Genomic DNA, 14,383 nt, shown 5'->3' with positions numbered 1-14,383 from the left:
ACTTATACCATTTTTTATCATGAATTAGGAACTAAACAAGAAGAAGATAAAATAATATACAATGTTTCTGATAAAGACAAAACTTCCTATTTCTTTTCAAATAAGTTTAATTTATATTTAGTTGAAACCAATAGTGAAAATACACAAAAAATTTTCAGCAGTAGTTTGACAAATACTGATTTTGATTTAAAATTATTATGTGAAATCAAACAAGCAATGAGTATTATTAAAATAGATAATTCAAATGTAATATACAAGAGTTTAAATTCTGATTGGGGTGATATACGAATTTTTGATATTAATACAAAAGAAGAAAAAATACTCATTCCACAAATGAATTCATATTTACTAGAAAGCACTTCTTTTTATGAAAATTACATTTTCTGTAAGTACAAAACTAAAGATCGTAAATATTTAAGTGTATATACTGATCAAGGGATTTTTATAAAAAAGTTTGAAACTCCCATAGGAATGGATTTTGATATTAAATTTTATGATTCAACTAAAAAAGAAATATATGCCAGTTTCTATTCCCAGATACTCTCTTATTACAATTTAATTTTAAACATTGAAACAGGAAAAATTTCTAATTATTATAATGATTATATTATTCAAAAACCTAATTTATTTCCATTTGATTATTTCATAACAAAAAAAGTTACTTATAAAAGTAAAGACAATAAGGAGATTCCAATAACCATAATACACAAAAAAAACACTGTTTTAAATGGTGAAAATCCAACTATTTTAGAAGCGTATGGTGGCTTTGGAATTGTGAGTAGCAGTAATTTTGACCCAGGACTATTAAGCTTTCTTGAAAAAGGAGGCGTTTATGCCTTTGCTGAAATAAGGGGAGGTGGAGAATATGGAAAACAATGGCATAAGAATGGGAAAGGAAAAAATAAAATGAACTGTTTTAATGATTTTATTAGCGCTGCTGAATACTTAATCCAAGAAAAATACACAAATCCAAACAAGCTTGCCATTACAGGCACATCACACGGCGGTTTAGTGGTAGGAGTAGCACTAACCCAAAGACCTGAATTATTTAAAGTTGCAATCCCAAAAATGGGAGTATTTGATATGTTACGATTTGATAAATATACCGTTGGTCACTACCATACGAATGAATTTGGAAATCCCAACATAGCCGAAGAAGCAAATTATTTAGCGAAATATTCTCCCTACCATAACATAAAAACAGAAATAAATTATCCAACGACATTAATTATCACAGCAGAAAATGATGATCGTGTACCGCCATTGCATTCTTATAAATTTGCTGCAAAATTGAAAAACCGAACTGCCCAAAAAAACCCCATTTATTTATCTGTCTTGAAAGATTCAGGACATAATGGCAAGGTAGCTACAAGAAGCGAATTTTTAAAAGATGAATCAAACTTCTATAGTTTTATTTATGAAGAACTGACTAAACATGAGGAATAAAAAAAGTCCCGATAAATCGGGACTTTATGAGAATAATAATAATTAACTTAATTAGAAAATGATTAGCTATTTAAAGCTTCTGCACCTCCTACAATTTCTAAGATTTCTCCAGTAATTGCCGCTTGACGCGCTTTGTTGTAAGTTAATTTCAATTGATTTCTTAATTCTGTTGCATTATCTGTTGCTTTGTGCATTGCAGTCATACGTGCACCATGCTCAGCAGCAAATGAATCTCTAACGGCTTTATATAATTGAGTTTTTAAAGATTTTGGAATTAATTCCATTACAATCTCTACTTTTGAAGGTTCAAAAATATAATCAGCAGCAGTAGAAGCATCACCTTGAATTGGAGCTAATGGCAAAAATTGCTCAGTAACTACCACTTGAGTTGCTGCATTTTTGAATTGGTTGTATACTAATTCAATTTTATCATATTCCCCATCCATAAATAAATGAGTTAATGATTCAGCAATTTGAGCAACATTTTCAAAAGTTAAATCATCAAATACATCGCTTCTGTTTGCAATTACAAAATTTGTTTTATGCAATCCATCGTTCGCTTTTTTACCTATAGCAAAAACACCAACATTATCATGACCATATTTTTCAGATAAAACCTTTACTTGCTTTAATACGTTTGAATTTAAAGCACCACACAAACCTCTGTTTGAAGTAATAGCAACTACTAATACTTTTTTAACTTCTCTTTGCGTAGTATACTTAGCAGCTACATCTCCTTCTAAAGAAGCACTTAAACCTTGAATTAACTCTGTCAATTTCTCAGAATAAGGACGCATAGCTGTAATGGCATCTTGCGCTTTTTTCAATTTAGCTGCCGAAACCATTTTCATGGCAGAAGTAATCTGCATCGTTGATGATACAGAGGTAATTCTACTACGTATTTCTTTTAAGTTTGCCATTGTTCAATTTGTCAATTTGACAATTAACAATGTGTCAATTACTGAATTGACACATTGACTAATTGAAAATTAATTAATATTTTGCAGAAATTTCTTTAGCAGCAGCTTCTAATACATTAGTGATGTTATCATCAAACTTACCAGCTTTTAATGCATCTAAAGTATCTCTATGTTTTAAATTTAAGAATTGTAAAAAGTCTTTTTCAAACTCTTTTACTTTTTCTACAGGAACGTTTCTCAATAAGTTTTTAGTTCCTGCGTAAATAATTGCAATCTGATCTTCAACAGTGTAAGGATCATTAACCGATTGTTTTAAGATTTCTACGTTACGCTTACCTTTTTCAATTACATTTAAAGTAACCGCATCTAAGTCAGAACCAAATTTCGCGAATGCTTCTAACTCACGGAATTGTGCTTGGTCTAATTTTAATGTACCTGATACTTTTTTCATTGATTTAATTTGAGCATTACCTCCTACACGAGATACAGAGATACCAACGTTAATTGCTGGACGTACACCTGAGTTGAATAAATCAGACTCTAAGAAAATTTGTCCGTCTGTAATTGAAATTACGTTTGTAGGGATATATGCAGAAACGTCACCTGCTTGAGTTTCAATGATTGGTAAAGCTGTTAATGAACCACCACCTTTAACAATTGGTTTTAAAGATTCTGGTAAATCATTCATGTTTTTAGCAATACTATCATCTGCAATTACTTTAGCAGCACGCTCTAATAAACGAGAGTGTAAGTAGAATACGTCTCCAGGATAAGCCTCACGACCTGGTGGTCTTCTTAACAATAACGATACCTCACGGTAAGCTACTGCTTGTTTAGATAAATCATCATAAACAATTAAAGCAGGACGACCTGTATCACGGAAATATTCACCGATTGCAGCACCAGCCATTGGAGCATATACTTGCATTGGAGCAGGATCTGAAGCATTAGCCGCAACGATAACTGTATAAGCCATTGCTCCTTTTTCTTCTAATGTTTTTGCTATAGCAGCTACAGTAGATGCTTTTTGACCTACAGCTACATATATACAGAATACTGGTTGACCAGCATCGTAAAATTCTTTTTGATTTAAGATAGTATCGATACAAACTGTCGTTTTACCCGTTTGACGGTCTCCGATTACTAACTCTCTTTGTCCACGTCCTACTGGAATCATTGCGTCAACAGATTTGATACCAGTTTGTAATGGCTCAGTTACAGGTTGACGGAAAATTACCCCAGGAGCTTTACGCTCTAAAGGCATCTCATATAAGTCACCACCAATAGGACCTTTACCATCGATTGGCTCTCCTAAAGTGTTCACTACACGTCCAACAACTTGTTCACCTACTTTTAATGAAGCAATTCTTCCTGTTCTTTTAACAGTTGAACCTTCTTTAATACCAGTTGAAGGCCCTAATAATACAACCCCAACGTTATCTTCTTCTAAGTTCAATACGATAGCTTCTAATCCATTTTCGAATTGTACTAACTCCCCGTATTGAGCATTTGATAAACCATAAACACGAGCAATACCGTCACCAACTTGTAGTACAGTACCCACTTCCTCTAATGTAGCTCCTGATTGAAAATCAGATAACTGCTTTTTTAAGATTGCCGAAATTTCAGCTGGTTTTATTTCTGCCATTTTTTATATAATTAATAATGGTATATTAATAACTAAATTCTCTTTTTAATTGTTGTAATTTATTTGCAACTGATGCATTGTATTGTTTATCTCCAATTCTTAAAACAAATCCACCGATAATAGACTCATCCACTACATTTTTAATTGTAATTGAATTAGAAGAAAACTCTTTTATTTTGTTCAACACTTGTGTTTCAATTTCAGGAGTGATAGGGAAAGCTGTAGTTACAACAGCAGTTTCAATACCGCTTACTTCATCAAACAACGTATTAAATTGTGATGCAATTGCAGGTAAAATTTCAAATCTTTTGTTTGCTAATAGCAATTGAAATAATCCGTTGGTTTCATTTTGAACAGAAGCAAAAATTTCTTTAACAACGTTAAATTTAGTATCTCCTTTAATAATTGGATTTACTAAAAAATCTTTCAACTCTTGACTCCCATTAACTGAAGCAACAATTACTTTCATATCGTTATTTACAGCAGACGCATTATTGTTTGCTGTAGCGATATCTAAAATTGCTTTGGCGTATCTAATCGCAGCTCTTGACATAACGATTGATTAATTTAATTTAACATCACCTAACAATTTCTCAACTAATTTAGTTTGAGCTTCTTTGTTAGTTAATTCTTCTTTTAATAATTTCTCCGCAATTTCTAAAGATAAAGAAGAAACTTGCGTTTTAATTTCAGCCATAGCAGCATTTTTCTCACTCTCGATTGTAGCTTTTGCTTGTTCGATCATTTTTGCGCCTTGAACTTGAGCTTCTTCTTTAGCATCAGCAATCATTTTATCTTTGATAGCTGTAGCTTCTTTAATCATTGCGTCTCTTTCTGCTCTAGCTTCGTCTAATAACTTTTGGTTATCAGCTTTTAAAGCCATCATTTCTTTTTTAGCATTTTCAGCAGATTGAAGAGCATCTTTAATACCTTCTTCTCTATCTGTTAACGTTTGCATGATTGGTTTCCAAGCAAATTTAACCATTAATGCAATAAGTACTAATAAGATAAAAGCTTGCCAAAAGAACAAACCGAATGAAAAGTCGTGAATTAATTTTTCCATATTATAGAGTTGTATATACTTAAAATTCAAACAAAATAATCAATTCTGCGACCAACCGTCACAGAATTGATTAAACATTTAATTATTTTCCTAAGATTAAAGCAGCAAATGCTAAACCTTCTAATAATGCAGCGATAATAATCATCGCAGTTTGGATTTTTCCAGCAGCTTCTGGTTGACGAGCGATAGCGTCCATCGCAGATCCACCGATTTTACCTAATCCTAAACCAGCACCGATAACTACTAAACCAGCACCAACTAATACAGGAATGTTCATAATATATAGTATTAAAAATTAAACTTCTTTCTTATTATTAATGATGATCATCATGATGATGATCTTGTACTGCCATTCCAATAAATAATGACGACAACATAGTGAAAATAAAGGCTTGTAAAAACGCAACCAATACTTCAATTACCGAAATAAATATTGTTAAACCTAATGAAATAGGTAAATCAGCAGCTAAATTTTTACCCACAAAAATCATCGCAATCAAACTCATCACCACTACGTGACCCGCTGTAATATTAGCAAATAAACGAATCAATAAAGCAAATGGCTTTGTTAATGTACCTAACACCTCTATAGGTGCTAAAATAATTTTCATTGGAACTGGCACTCCTGGCATCCAAAAAATGTGTCCCCAATAATCTTTATTTGCACTAAACTGCGTGATAATATAAGTAAATAATGCCAAACAAACTGTTACCGCTATATTTCCAGTCACATTAATCCCTAGAGGAGTCATCCCTAATAAATTCAATAACCAAATAAAGAAAAACACAGTTAATAGATACCCCATGAATTTTCTATATTTTTTTTCACCAATATTTGGAATAGCAATTTCATCACGAATAAACAAAATTAACGGCTCTAACACTCTACCGAAACCTGAAGGCAAACCGTTGTTTTTCTTATATGCTTTTGCTAAACTAGTAAACATAAATAATAGCATTACAGCTACTAACAACATAGAAACTACATTCTTAGTGATTGAAAAATCTAAAGGCATTTTATTTGTAGCATGACCGTGAGCATCTAAGGACAAATTACCATCTTTATCAGAAACATAGATTTTACCATGATGCATTTTGTAGTAAGAACCATCTACTTCAGCTAATTCTTTTTCATTATGAAACTTTGAAGAAGAAAACACTTTTAAACCATTATCAATCAAAATAACTGGCAACGAAAAACCATAATGTTCACCCTTCTCCCCGTCAGCAAAGAAATTGAAATCATGAGAATCTTGTAAGTGATGCTCAATAAATGCATTAACTTCTTCTTTGGTATTAACAGCTCCGTGTGCGTGTGCTGCTTGCGCATCATGACTTGCTTCTCCATGAGGTGCAACTGCTTCATTTTTGTGCGCTTCGTGTGTAGCAGTTGAATCTTCTACATTTGAAAAACCTAAATAAGGCAATGCAGAAATTGCTAATACTAAAATTGCTTTAATTGGCTTATTTGAAAACACCATTTCTTTAATTATCTTTTATGGTTCAAAAAATTTTTTGCAAAAGTACAATTTTAATTCATAAGTCAAGTTTGAAAAATATATTTTTTTAAATATTTCTTAAAAAAAATCAAATTCACTCGTTACTATTTAATAATCTTGCAGTTAAAAACACATCTACCCCTAAATAAATAAGAAATTGAACTACCAAAAAGACTTTGGTGTTATGCTCCCATTTTTGATTAGGAAAGAAAACAACACTAAGTAAGATGTAAAACAAGATCGTTTTCAATGTTGTAGTTATTAAAAAGACATAGCCTAATTGCTCTTTTTTTTTCGCATGTATTAAACTTGAAATCTTATATAACAGAATTGACAAGATGAATTGTATACCATAGATACGCAACACAATTACATCATCAATAAAAGGCATAAACGAATTAATGGAAATATGTGTTACAATAATTAATAAAGTAAAAACAAGTAGAAACAGATAGGGGAATGCTTTTTTAAGTGTCATTTTTTATTCAATTTATTCACTTGTTGAATCACGGTATACATCGCTACAAATACACCAAAAAGAGTGCTAATTTTCAAATAAAGTCCATCCGAATTTCCATATTTCTCATCTAACCAAGACCCTAAATATGAAAATCCTACAATAGCTATCCCCATTTGAAAAGGAATATTTAAAAAAACCAACCATTTATTAGGCTGCTTAGGTGATGTCATACTCAGGAATTTAATTTTCTCATTTCACAACTGGCTTCAAAAACAGCACCAGGCTCCACGGCTAATTTGCTAGCAAAAACATCCCCTTTGATTGTAGCCGTCTTTCTTATGGTTAATAATTCTGCCACATCAAGTTTACCTTCAAATTTCCCCTCTACATCAATATTTTTACACACTACATCTCCCTGAATTTTGCTGTTGTGACCTAGAACAATTTTTCCTTCGCAACTAATATTCCCAAAAACTTCTCCGTCAATACGCATATCTACTGGAGATTCAATATTGCCGTGAATTTTTGTTCCTTCAATAATTCGATTCGTTTTACCTAACAAGGCATAGTCCGATTTTGCTTTTTGATCAAACATGCATTATTTTTTTGAAATAAATTCATCCAACTTTTTCTTTGCTTGTATCACCTTGTAATCTTCATTAGAAATAATATAAGCACGATCTTTTATCTTATAGTCTTTTTCTAATTTCAAATATTCATAAGTTGCTGATGCTAATTCTTCTGTTATAAAGCCATGAATAACAATACAATTTGTGTTCAAATCATAAATATCATTTGAAAGTGAATAATCTGAATTCCCAGCATCTTTCAAATATTTGGTTAATTTAGACCATAAATCTTTGTATGTTACTTCGTTTGGATAAGGTGTAACAAAAACTAGATTAAACGTTTTAGATGGCATTCCAAAGTTCATAGCTTCAACTTTAGGAATATCATTAGCTAGAATTTCAGCAGCGCGTTTAGATTCTTCTCCTTTTGGATAATCCTTAACCACTTTCTCTAAACCAGATTTATATGCATTAATTCCTAATAAACGTCCCTCAATTTGAGCTTTCAATACGTCAAATTTAGCGTTTAATTCATCACCGTCGTATTTTTTAACTAGTGCTCCTACCTCATTATAAGCTTCTCTTATTTTTCCATCCTTCATCATTTTGTAAAGGATATTAAACTCAGAATCAGCAGTAGCTTCACTAAACGAAGCACCATTAGATAAAATCGAGGCGTAACGACTATTTGGATATTCCGTTAGGATTTTTTGTTTGTAAAAGTTTGCTTTTTCAGCGTGAACATCCCTATACAAAAGATATAAATTGTAATATGTAGGCAATATTAATTTTGATTCAGGCTTATGAGTTAAAACATCTTCAAAAGACATGGTCGCTAATTCATTCTCTTTCAAAGACTCTTTAAACAACTCACCTAATTTAAAACGCGCATCATTGGCGTCAATTCGCATATCAGCAAGTTGTTTGACTTCTTTTGGCAATTTGTCAATATAAAACTGAGTAGTATAAGCAGGATTAGACTCCTCTTTTTCTGCAGTTTCTGGTTGTTCTACCTCATCATTAGAATTAACATTGTTTTGAGTTGCCTCTCCTTTAGCAGAAAACTTCCAATTATCTGCTAAAGAAACATTACCCCATTTCTTTTGAAAAGTCAATTTACCTTGCGCCACTACAGCCGCATTATAAAAATAAAAATTACTTTGATTGTTAAACGAAGAGACTGAAGTAGCAGGCAGCACGTTAGCTTTATTTGCTAGAGCAGTAGATTTATCTCCATCCATCATAATTGGTAATTGCATACCTTTATCATCACCATTAATATTTTTAGTGTTTTTTAGAGCATCTTTTTGGGCATTTACAATTGCTTTCAAAGAATCCTTTTGCTTTAGTTCTACAATATATCTTCTAAAATAATTTTTTTGCTCAATGTCCGTCATTTCAGAAATAGACAAAATACTATCTGCATTTTTAACAATATCCTGATACTTTACCACTTCTTTTAAAACATTCAATTTACTTACTAAAGGCCTGTATTCTTTGTGTTTAGCATTCAAATGAATCATTGTTGAATCCAAATATTTTTTGGCGAGATGAAAATTATGTTGGTTATAGTAAATAGAAGAAATATTTCTATAATTTGAAGCAGCTAGATATTTGTCATTTGAAAAGAATTTTACTGATTTAGTATAAAACTTAACGGCTTGCTTGTATTGTTTATTCGCATCATAAAACAAAGCTTTTTGATGATATAACAAATCTAAATAAGGTTTGTTCTCGATATCCTCGATCATTTTATCCCATTTTTTAAGAAAAACTAAAGTATCTGTCTTAGTATAATCTAATTGTGCAGCTTGCTTAAAATGAGAAAAAAGTGTATATGACTTAGGCGATTTACGCTTCATATCAATAACTTCTTGAAATGCAGCATAAGCACTATCATTATAATTTAATTTTTCATATAATTGTCCTAAAATAAAAGTATAACGTGCCCGCTCTTCTTTAACCTTTGTTTCATTTTTAGCTATTTTTATAGTAGCAACAGCTGAATCTAAAGCATTAATTTTCACATAAGCTTCTGTTAGTACTGCATTAATATCTGACAAATCCTTTCCTTTTAGCTTAGTATCTTTTAGTGATTTTTTTAGATTTTTAATCGCTAATTTTTCATTTTCTAAACGGATATTAACTTTTTCTCTCCAAACCTTAGCTTGATATGCATTATTACTATTAGGATATTTGTACAGAATATAATTGAAAGCTTCCATAGCAGGGAAGTAACGGTGTTCATAATATCTTGCCTTACCCAACATCAAATAAGCTTCATCTATTTGAGGGTTTTTTTCATAACCACTAATGTTCATAGAATGCTTTTGAATGGCTTTTGTTGCTTTGGTTTCTGCTCGTTCAAAACTTGGATTCTTACTTTGACTAGGATTTAGTTCTTCCTCTTTAAGTTGCATTCGTTCTACTGGCAATATTTCCCAAAAATCATCAATAAAACTAGCATTAACATCAGCAACACCTTTTATAAGTGCCTGATCTCCATTAAAAAGCACATTATACTCCGTAGTAACAGCATGAAAATTTCTATTGACAAAGCTGTCTTTTCTGGTTGAACACGCCCAAAAAAGAGCAACTCCAAGAACAAGTAGAATATGTTTAGTTTTTTTTGTCTTCAAGTTTTTCGTTTTTTACAATAACTCTTTTGAGTTAGATTTTAGTATACAAACGCGTAAAAATAAGTTATTTTTTAGAAAAATTTTAAAATTATATCATATTTATCAACTCCAATGCTTTATTCACTGATTTGACGTTATCAAAGCTAATCAACAATCGCAGACCCGATTTGGTTTCCTTTTCTTTTATCTTACAAAGATTTCCATTAGTTTGAGCAAACTTTAACACCTTCATAAATCGATTAGATTGATAGAAATCACTTTGCTGATCACCTAAAAAATAACCAATCATTTTGCCTTGTTTGAAAATTAATTTCTCAATTCCTAACTGTGTAGCTTTCCATTTAATTCGTACACTATTCAATAAAGCAAGAGCCGGTTTAGGTAATGGACCAAATCGATCACTCAAGCGTTGCTCATAAGCAACTAAATCAGCCTCTGTTTTTATTGTACTCAATTCATTATACAAATTCAATCGTTCGGTGATGTTGTTGATGTATTCATCTGGGAACAGCAATTCGAAATCGGTGTCAATTTGAATATCTTTGATATATTCTTTTGTTTCGATATTATTTTCTTCTTCGTATAAATCTTTAAATTCGTTTTCTTTTAATTCTTCAATAGCTTCATTCATGATTTTTTGATAGGTGTCAAATCCAATTTCATTGATAAATCCACTTTGTTCACCACCTAATAAATCGCCAGCACCACGAATTTCTAAGTCTTTCATTGCAATATTAAATCCGCTACCTAACTCACTAAATTGTTCCAAGGCTTGTATACGCTTTCTTGCCTCATCAGTCATTGCAGAATATGGAGGCGTGATAAAATAACAAAACGCTTTTTTATTACTTCTTCCCACACGACCTCGCATTTGATGTAAATCTGATAAACCAAAATTATTGGCGTTATTGATAAAAATCGTATTCGCATTTGGAACGTCCAATCCGCTTTCAATTATAGTGGTAGCAACCAATACATCAAACTCGCCTTCCATGAAAGCCAACATTAATTCTTCTAATTTTTTTCCATCCATTTGTCCATGACCGACTCCTACTTTTGCATTAGGAACCAATCGTTGAATCATGCCTGCAACTTCTTTTATATTTTCAATTCGATTGTTAATAAAATAAACTTGTCCACCACGTTCAATTTCATAAGAAACAGCATCACGAATAGATTCTTCATTAAAACGTATAACTTGTGTTTCAATAGGATACCTATTGGGTGGAGGCGTAGTGATTACGGATAAATCGCGTGCAGCCATCAATGAAAACTGCAAGGTTCTAGGAATAGGAGTTGCGGTTAATGTTAATGTATCAATATGAGTAGCAATGGTTTTCAACTTGTCTTTTACGTTTACACCAAATTTTTGTTCCTCATCTATAATTAGTAATCCTAAATCACGAAATTTTACATTTTTATTTACCAACTGATGGGTGCCAATAATAATATCTACTTTTCCTTCTTCAAGACCTTTTAACGTTTCTGCTTTTTGTTTAGCTGTTCTAAATCGATTCAAATAACTTACTGTTACAGGTAAGTCTTTTAAACGTTCTGAAAACGTTCGAAAATGCTGATAAGCTAAAATAGTGGTTGGCACTAAAACAGCTACTTGTTTTCCATTATCCACTGCTTTAAATGCTGCTCGAATGGCTACTTCTGTTTTACCAAATCCTACATCCCCGCAAACTAAACGATCCATTGGTCGGTCGCTTTCCATATCCATTTTAACATCGTGAGTTGCTTTTACTTGATCTGGAGTATCTTCATAAATAAAAGAACTTTCTAATTCTTTTTGCATGTAAGTATCGGGGCCAAAAGCATAACCTTTATCTAAACGACGTTTAGCATATAATTGAATTAAATTAAAAGCAATGTGTTTTACACGCGCTTTGGTTTTCTGCTTCAATGTTTTCCAGGCACTACTTCCTAATTTATAAATCTTGGGAGGCGCACCATCCTTACCATTGTATTTTGAAATTTTATGCAAAGAATGAATACTAACATAAACAATGTCATTATCTGCATAAACTAACTTAATTGCTTCTTGTGTTTTTCCTTCTACTTGTATTTTTTGTAAACCTCCAAACTTTCCTATACCGTGATCGATATGAGTTACATAATCCCCAACCGTCAATGAAGTTAATTCTTTAAGCGTAATGGTTTGCTTTTTAGAATATCCATTTTTAATAGAAAATTTATGATAACGCTCAAATATCTGATGATCTGTATAACAAGCAATTTGTAATTCTTCATCTACAAAACCTTGATACAGAGGAAAAACTACCGATTGGTATTTACTATTGGTATGATTGTGGTTTTCCTGATCAATTTCTGCAAAAATTTCTTTAAACCTTTTAGCCTGATTTTCATTGGCACAAAATAAATAATTTGAAAGCCCATTAAAATCATTATCATGTAAATTATTTAATAATAAATCAAATTGCTTATTAAATGAAGGTTGTGGACTTGTGTGAAATACAAACGCTTGTTCTGATTTAAAAAGAGGTTTTTTATCTAATTCAATAATTGCAAAATCAAGGGCTCTTTTTAAAAACGAGGCTTCATTAATAAACAGTTCCTCAGGCTTAGCATGTTTAATATCGGTTGATAATTTAGAAAATGCCTCATTAGCTTTGTCGTATAATCGATTTAATTGTTGACCGATTAACTCTGTATTTTGCAAAACTAACACAGTTTTTTCATTAATGTAATCTAAAAAATTTTCTCTTTTCTCTTCTAAGGTTTTATTTTCTACATTTGGAATTATCGTAATTTTACTAACTTTATCTTTAGATAGTTGTGTTTCAACATCAAATGTTCGAATACTATCAACCTCATCTCCAAAAAATTCTATACGATAAGGGGTATCATTTGAAAATGAAAAAACATCCACAATTCCACCACGCACAGAAAATTCACCTGGTTCTGCAACAAAATCTACTCTTTTAAAATGATATTCAAAAAGTGTTTCATTAATAAAATCAATCGAAATTTTATCATTTAAAGCCACTTTTAGTGTATTCTTTTCCAACTCTTTTCGAGTGACAACTTTTTCAAAAATTGCTTCCGTGTAAGAAACTATAATTGCCGGCTTTTTCCTTGAATTAATACGATTCAACACTTCGGCACGAAGTAAAATATTAGCATTATCCACCTCATCAATTTGATAAGGCCTTCGGTAAGAGCCTGGATAAAAAAGAACATCTTGGTCATTAATCAATTGCTCTAAATCATTCAAATAATAGGCCGCTTCCTCTTTATCATTAAATAACAATAAAAGAGGTAATTCTGTTTTCTTAAACAAAGCATGAATGACAAAAGACAAAGATGAGCCTACTAAGCCTGTAATATTAGTTTTCTTTCTGGTACCCAACATCGCTGCAATTTGAGAGATCTTAGGTAATTGTTCATATTTTGAAATGATATCGACGGTACTCAAAGCAATTTATTTTAGTGCAAAAATATAAAAACCACTGTTTAAAGCAGTGGTTTGTAAAGGATTTTAAATTCCATTTTTATTTGAACGGTTTATTTCTTCTGAGTTTTATCTTGTATTTGCTTTCTCTCAAATTCATCAAAGTCCATGTTCTTTGCATGTCTTGTTGTATCTAAAGCATTTATCAATTCTTTTTCGCCATCCTCAACAGGAATCTTATTCTTGATAATTAATTCTTCGCATTGACTATAAAAAGCCATGATTTCTTGATTCAATTCCCTAATTAGACGTTCTACTTTATCTTGAGGCACAATATCTAAAGAAAAATATGTATCCAAAGCTTGTAATTTAGTTTGCATAGCTATAATTCTACTTCTTACTTGAGGCTCATTAAACTTTGCTGGCACAAACAAGTGTAAACTATCCGACTTTTTTTGTAATGCTTCAACTTTTAATTTAAATGCGCTAATTGAAGCTTTAGGCTTTTGTTTTAAATCTTGCTCAAAGGATTGCCATTCTTTCCATTTTGAAATTTCCATCTGAACTTCTGGTGATTGAGGCGGAATATTGATAACCCAAGCTTTACTTATTTTTTCAAAAGCCATCGCATTTTTCTTTTCCATTTCAACAATCAATTGGTCTTGCTTTTCTTCTTTACATGAAAAAAAACCAAAAAAAATAAGAAACAACAACAATAATT

13 protein-coding genes are annotated in these 14,383 nt (G+C 31.5%); 1 reads left to right on the top strand and 12 read right to left on the bottom strand.

Annotation, left to right across the window (positions count from 1 at the left end):
• Window positions 1-1,446, top strand: a 1,446-nt coding sequence (locus QZ824_RS07950) for a prolyl oligopeptidase family serine peptidase (RefSeq protein ID WP_291275485.1), incomplete at its 5' end; no start/stop codon positions are given.
• Between the two features lie 62 nt (window positions 1,447-1,508).
• Here the strand turns inward: QZ824_RS07950 and atpG are convergent.
• The 12 genes from atpG to QZ824_RS07890 all read right to left on the bottom strand — a co-directional run.
• Window positions 1,509-2,366, bottom strand: a complete 858-nt coding sequence (gene atpG, locus QZ824_RS07945) for an ATP synthase F1 subunit gamma (RefSeq protein ID WP_291275484.1) — start codon at window positions 2,364-2,366, stop codon at window positions 1,509-1,511.
• Between the two features lie 73 nt (window positions 2,367-2,439).
• A complete protein-coding gene (atpA, locus tag QZ824_RS07940) occupies window positions 2,440-4,014 on the bottom strand; it encodes a F0F1 ATP synthase subunit alpha (RefSeq protein WP_014389574.1) in 1,575 nt (524 codons plus the stop codon).
• 25 nt (window positions 4,015-4,039) lie between these two features.
• The gene (gene atpH, locus QZ824_RS07935; protein WP_291275487.1) at window positions 4,040-4,573 is read right to left on the bottom strand and encodes an ATP synthase F1 subunit delta; all 534 of its coding nucleotides are present in this window, start codon (window positions 4,571-4,573) and stop codon (window positions 4,040-4,042) included.
• A 3-nt stretch (window positions 4,574-4,576) separates the two neighbouring features.
• The gene (locus QZ824_RS07930; protein WP_014389576.1) at window positions 4,577-5,077 is read right to left on the bottom strand and encodes a F0F1 ATP synthase subunit B; all 501 of its coding nucleotides are present in this window, start codon (window positions 5,075-5,077) and stop codon (window positions 4,577-4,579) included.
• A gap of 82 nt (window positions 5,078-5,159) precedes the next feature.
• Window positions 5,160-5,354, bottom strand: a complete 195-nt coding sequence (atpE, locus tag QZ824_RS07925; RefSeq protein ID WP_014389577.1) for an ATP synthase F0 subunit C — start codon at window positions 5,352-5,354, stop codon at window positions 5,160-5,162.
• A gap of 37 nt (window positions 5,355-5,391) precedes the next feature.
• Window positions 5,392-6,558 carry a F0F1 ATP synthase subunit A gene (atpB, locus tag QZ824_RS07920; protein WP_291275483.1) on the bottom strand — a complete coding sequence of 389 codons (1,167 nt, stop codon included), beginning with the start codon at window positions 6,556-6,558 and terminating at the stop codon, window positions 5,392-5,394.
• A gap of 112 nt (window positions 6,559-6,670) precedes the next feature.
• Window positions 6,671-7,054, bottom strand: a complete 384-nt coding sequence (locus tag QZ824_RS07915; protein ID WP_291275482.1) for a hypothetical protein — start codon at window positions 7,052-7,054, stop codon at window positions 6,671-6,673.
• Window positions 7,051-7,266 (bottom strand): AtpZ/AtpI family protein, encoded by a 216-nt coding sequence (locus QZ824_RS07910; protein ID WP_291275481.1) that lies wholly within the window; start codon window positions 7,264-7,266, stop codon window positions 7,051-7,053. Before QZ824_RS07910 ends, QZ824_RS07915 begins: the two co-directional genes overlap by 4 nt.
• A gap of 2 nt (window positions 7,267-7,268) precedes the next feature.
• Window positions 7,269-7,631 (bottom strand): polymer-forming cytoskeletal protein, encoded by a 363-nt coding sequence (locus tag QZ824_RS07905; protein WP_291275480.1) that lies wholly within the window; start codon window positions 7,629-7,631, stop codon window positions 7,269-7,271.
• Window positions 7,632-7,634: 3 nt separating this feature from the next.
• Window positions 7,635-10,244, bottom strand: a complete 2,610-nt coding sequence (locus QZ824_RS07900) for a tetratricopeptide repeat protein (RefSeq protein ID WP_291275479.1) — start codon at window positions 10,242-10,244, stop codon at window positions 7,635-7,637.
• A gap of 88 nt (window positions 10,245-10,332) precedes the next feature.
• Window positions 10,333-13,623: a transcription-repair coupling factor gene (gene mfd, locus QZ824_RS07895; protein WP_291275486.1), complete on the bottom strand. Its 3,291-nt coding sequence runs from the start codon at window positions 13,621-13,623 to the stop codon at window positions 10,333-10,335.
• A 152-nt stretch (window positions 13,624-13,775) separates the two neighbouring features.
• A partial coding sequence (locus QZ824_RS07890) for a hypothetical protein (protein WP_291275478.1) occupies window positions 13,776-14,383 on the bottom strand: 608 nt, incomplete at its 5' end.

The organism is Flavobacterium sp. (assembly GCF_021151785.1).
In the GTDB taxonomy this organism is placed as follows: domain Bacteria; phylum Bacteroidota; class Bacteroidia; order Flavobacteriales; family Flavobacteriaceae; genus Flavobacterium.
The sequence above is the reverse complement of the archived record's forward strand: the minus strand, read 5'-3'. Positions and strand labels throughout refer to the sequence as shown.

Coding starts and splice junctions, on each gene's coding strand:
- atpG (WP_291275484.1), bottom strand. CDS start 2,366: ATGGCAAACTTAAAAGAAATACGTAGTAGAATTACCTCTGTATCATCA.
- atpA (WP_014389574.1), bottom strand. CDS start 4,014: ATGGCAGAAATAAAACCAGCTGAAATTTCGGCAATCTTAAAAAAGCAG.
- QZ824_RS07930 (WP_014389576.1), bottom strand. CDS start 5,077: ATGGAAAAATTAATTCACGACTTTTCATTCGGTTTGTTCTTTTGGCAA.
- atpE (WP_014389577.1), bottom strand. CDS start 5,354: ATGAACATTCCTGTATTAGTTGGTGCTGGTTTAGTAGTTATCGGTGCT.
- atpB (WP_291275483.1), bottom strand. CDS start 6,558: ATGGTGTTTTCAAATAAGCCAATTAAAGCAATTTTAGTATTAGCAATT.
- QZ824_RS07915 (WP_291275482.1), bottom strand. CDS start 7,054: ATGACACTTAAAAAAGCATTCCCCTATCTGTTTCTACTTGTTTTTACT.
- QZ824_RS07910 (WP_291275481.1), bottom strand. CDS start 7,266: ATGACATCACCTAAGCAGCCTAATAAATGGTTGGTTTTTTTAAATATT.
- QZ824_RS07905 (WP_291275480.1), bottom strand. CDS start 7,631: ATGTTTGATCAAAAAGCAAAATCGGACTATGCCTTGTTAGGTAAAACG.
- mfd (WP_291275486.1), bottom strand. CDS start 13,623: ATGTTGGGTACCAGAAAGAAAACTAATATTACAGGCTTAGTAGGCTCA.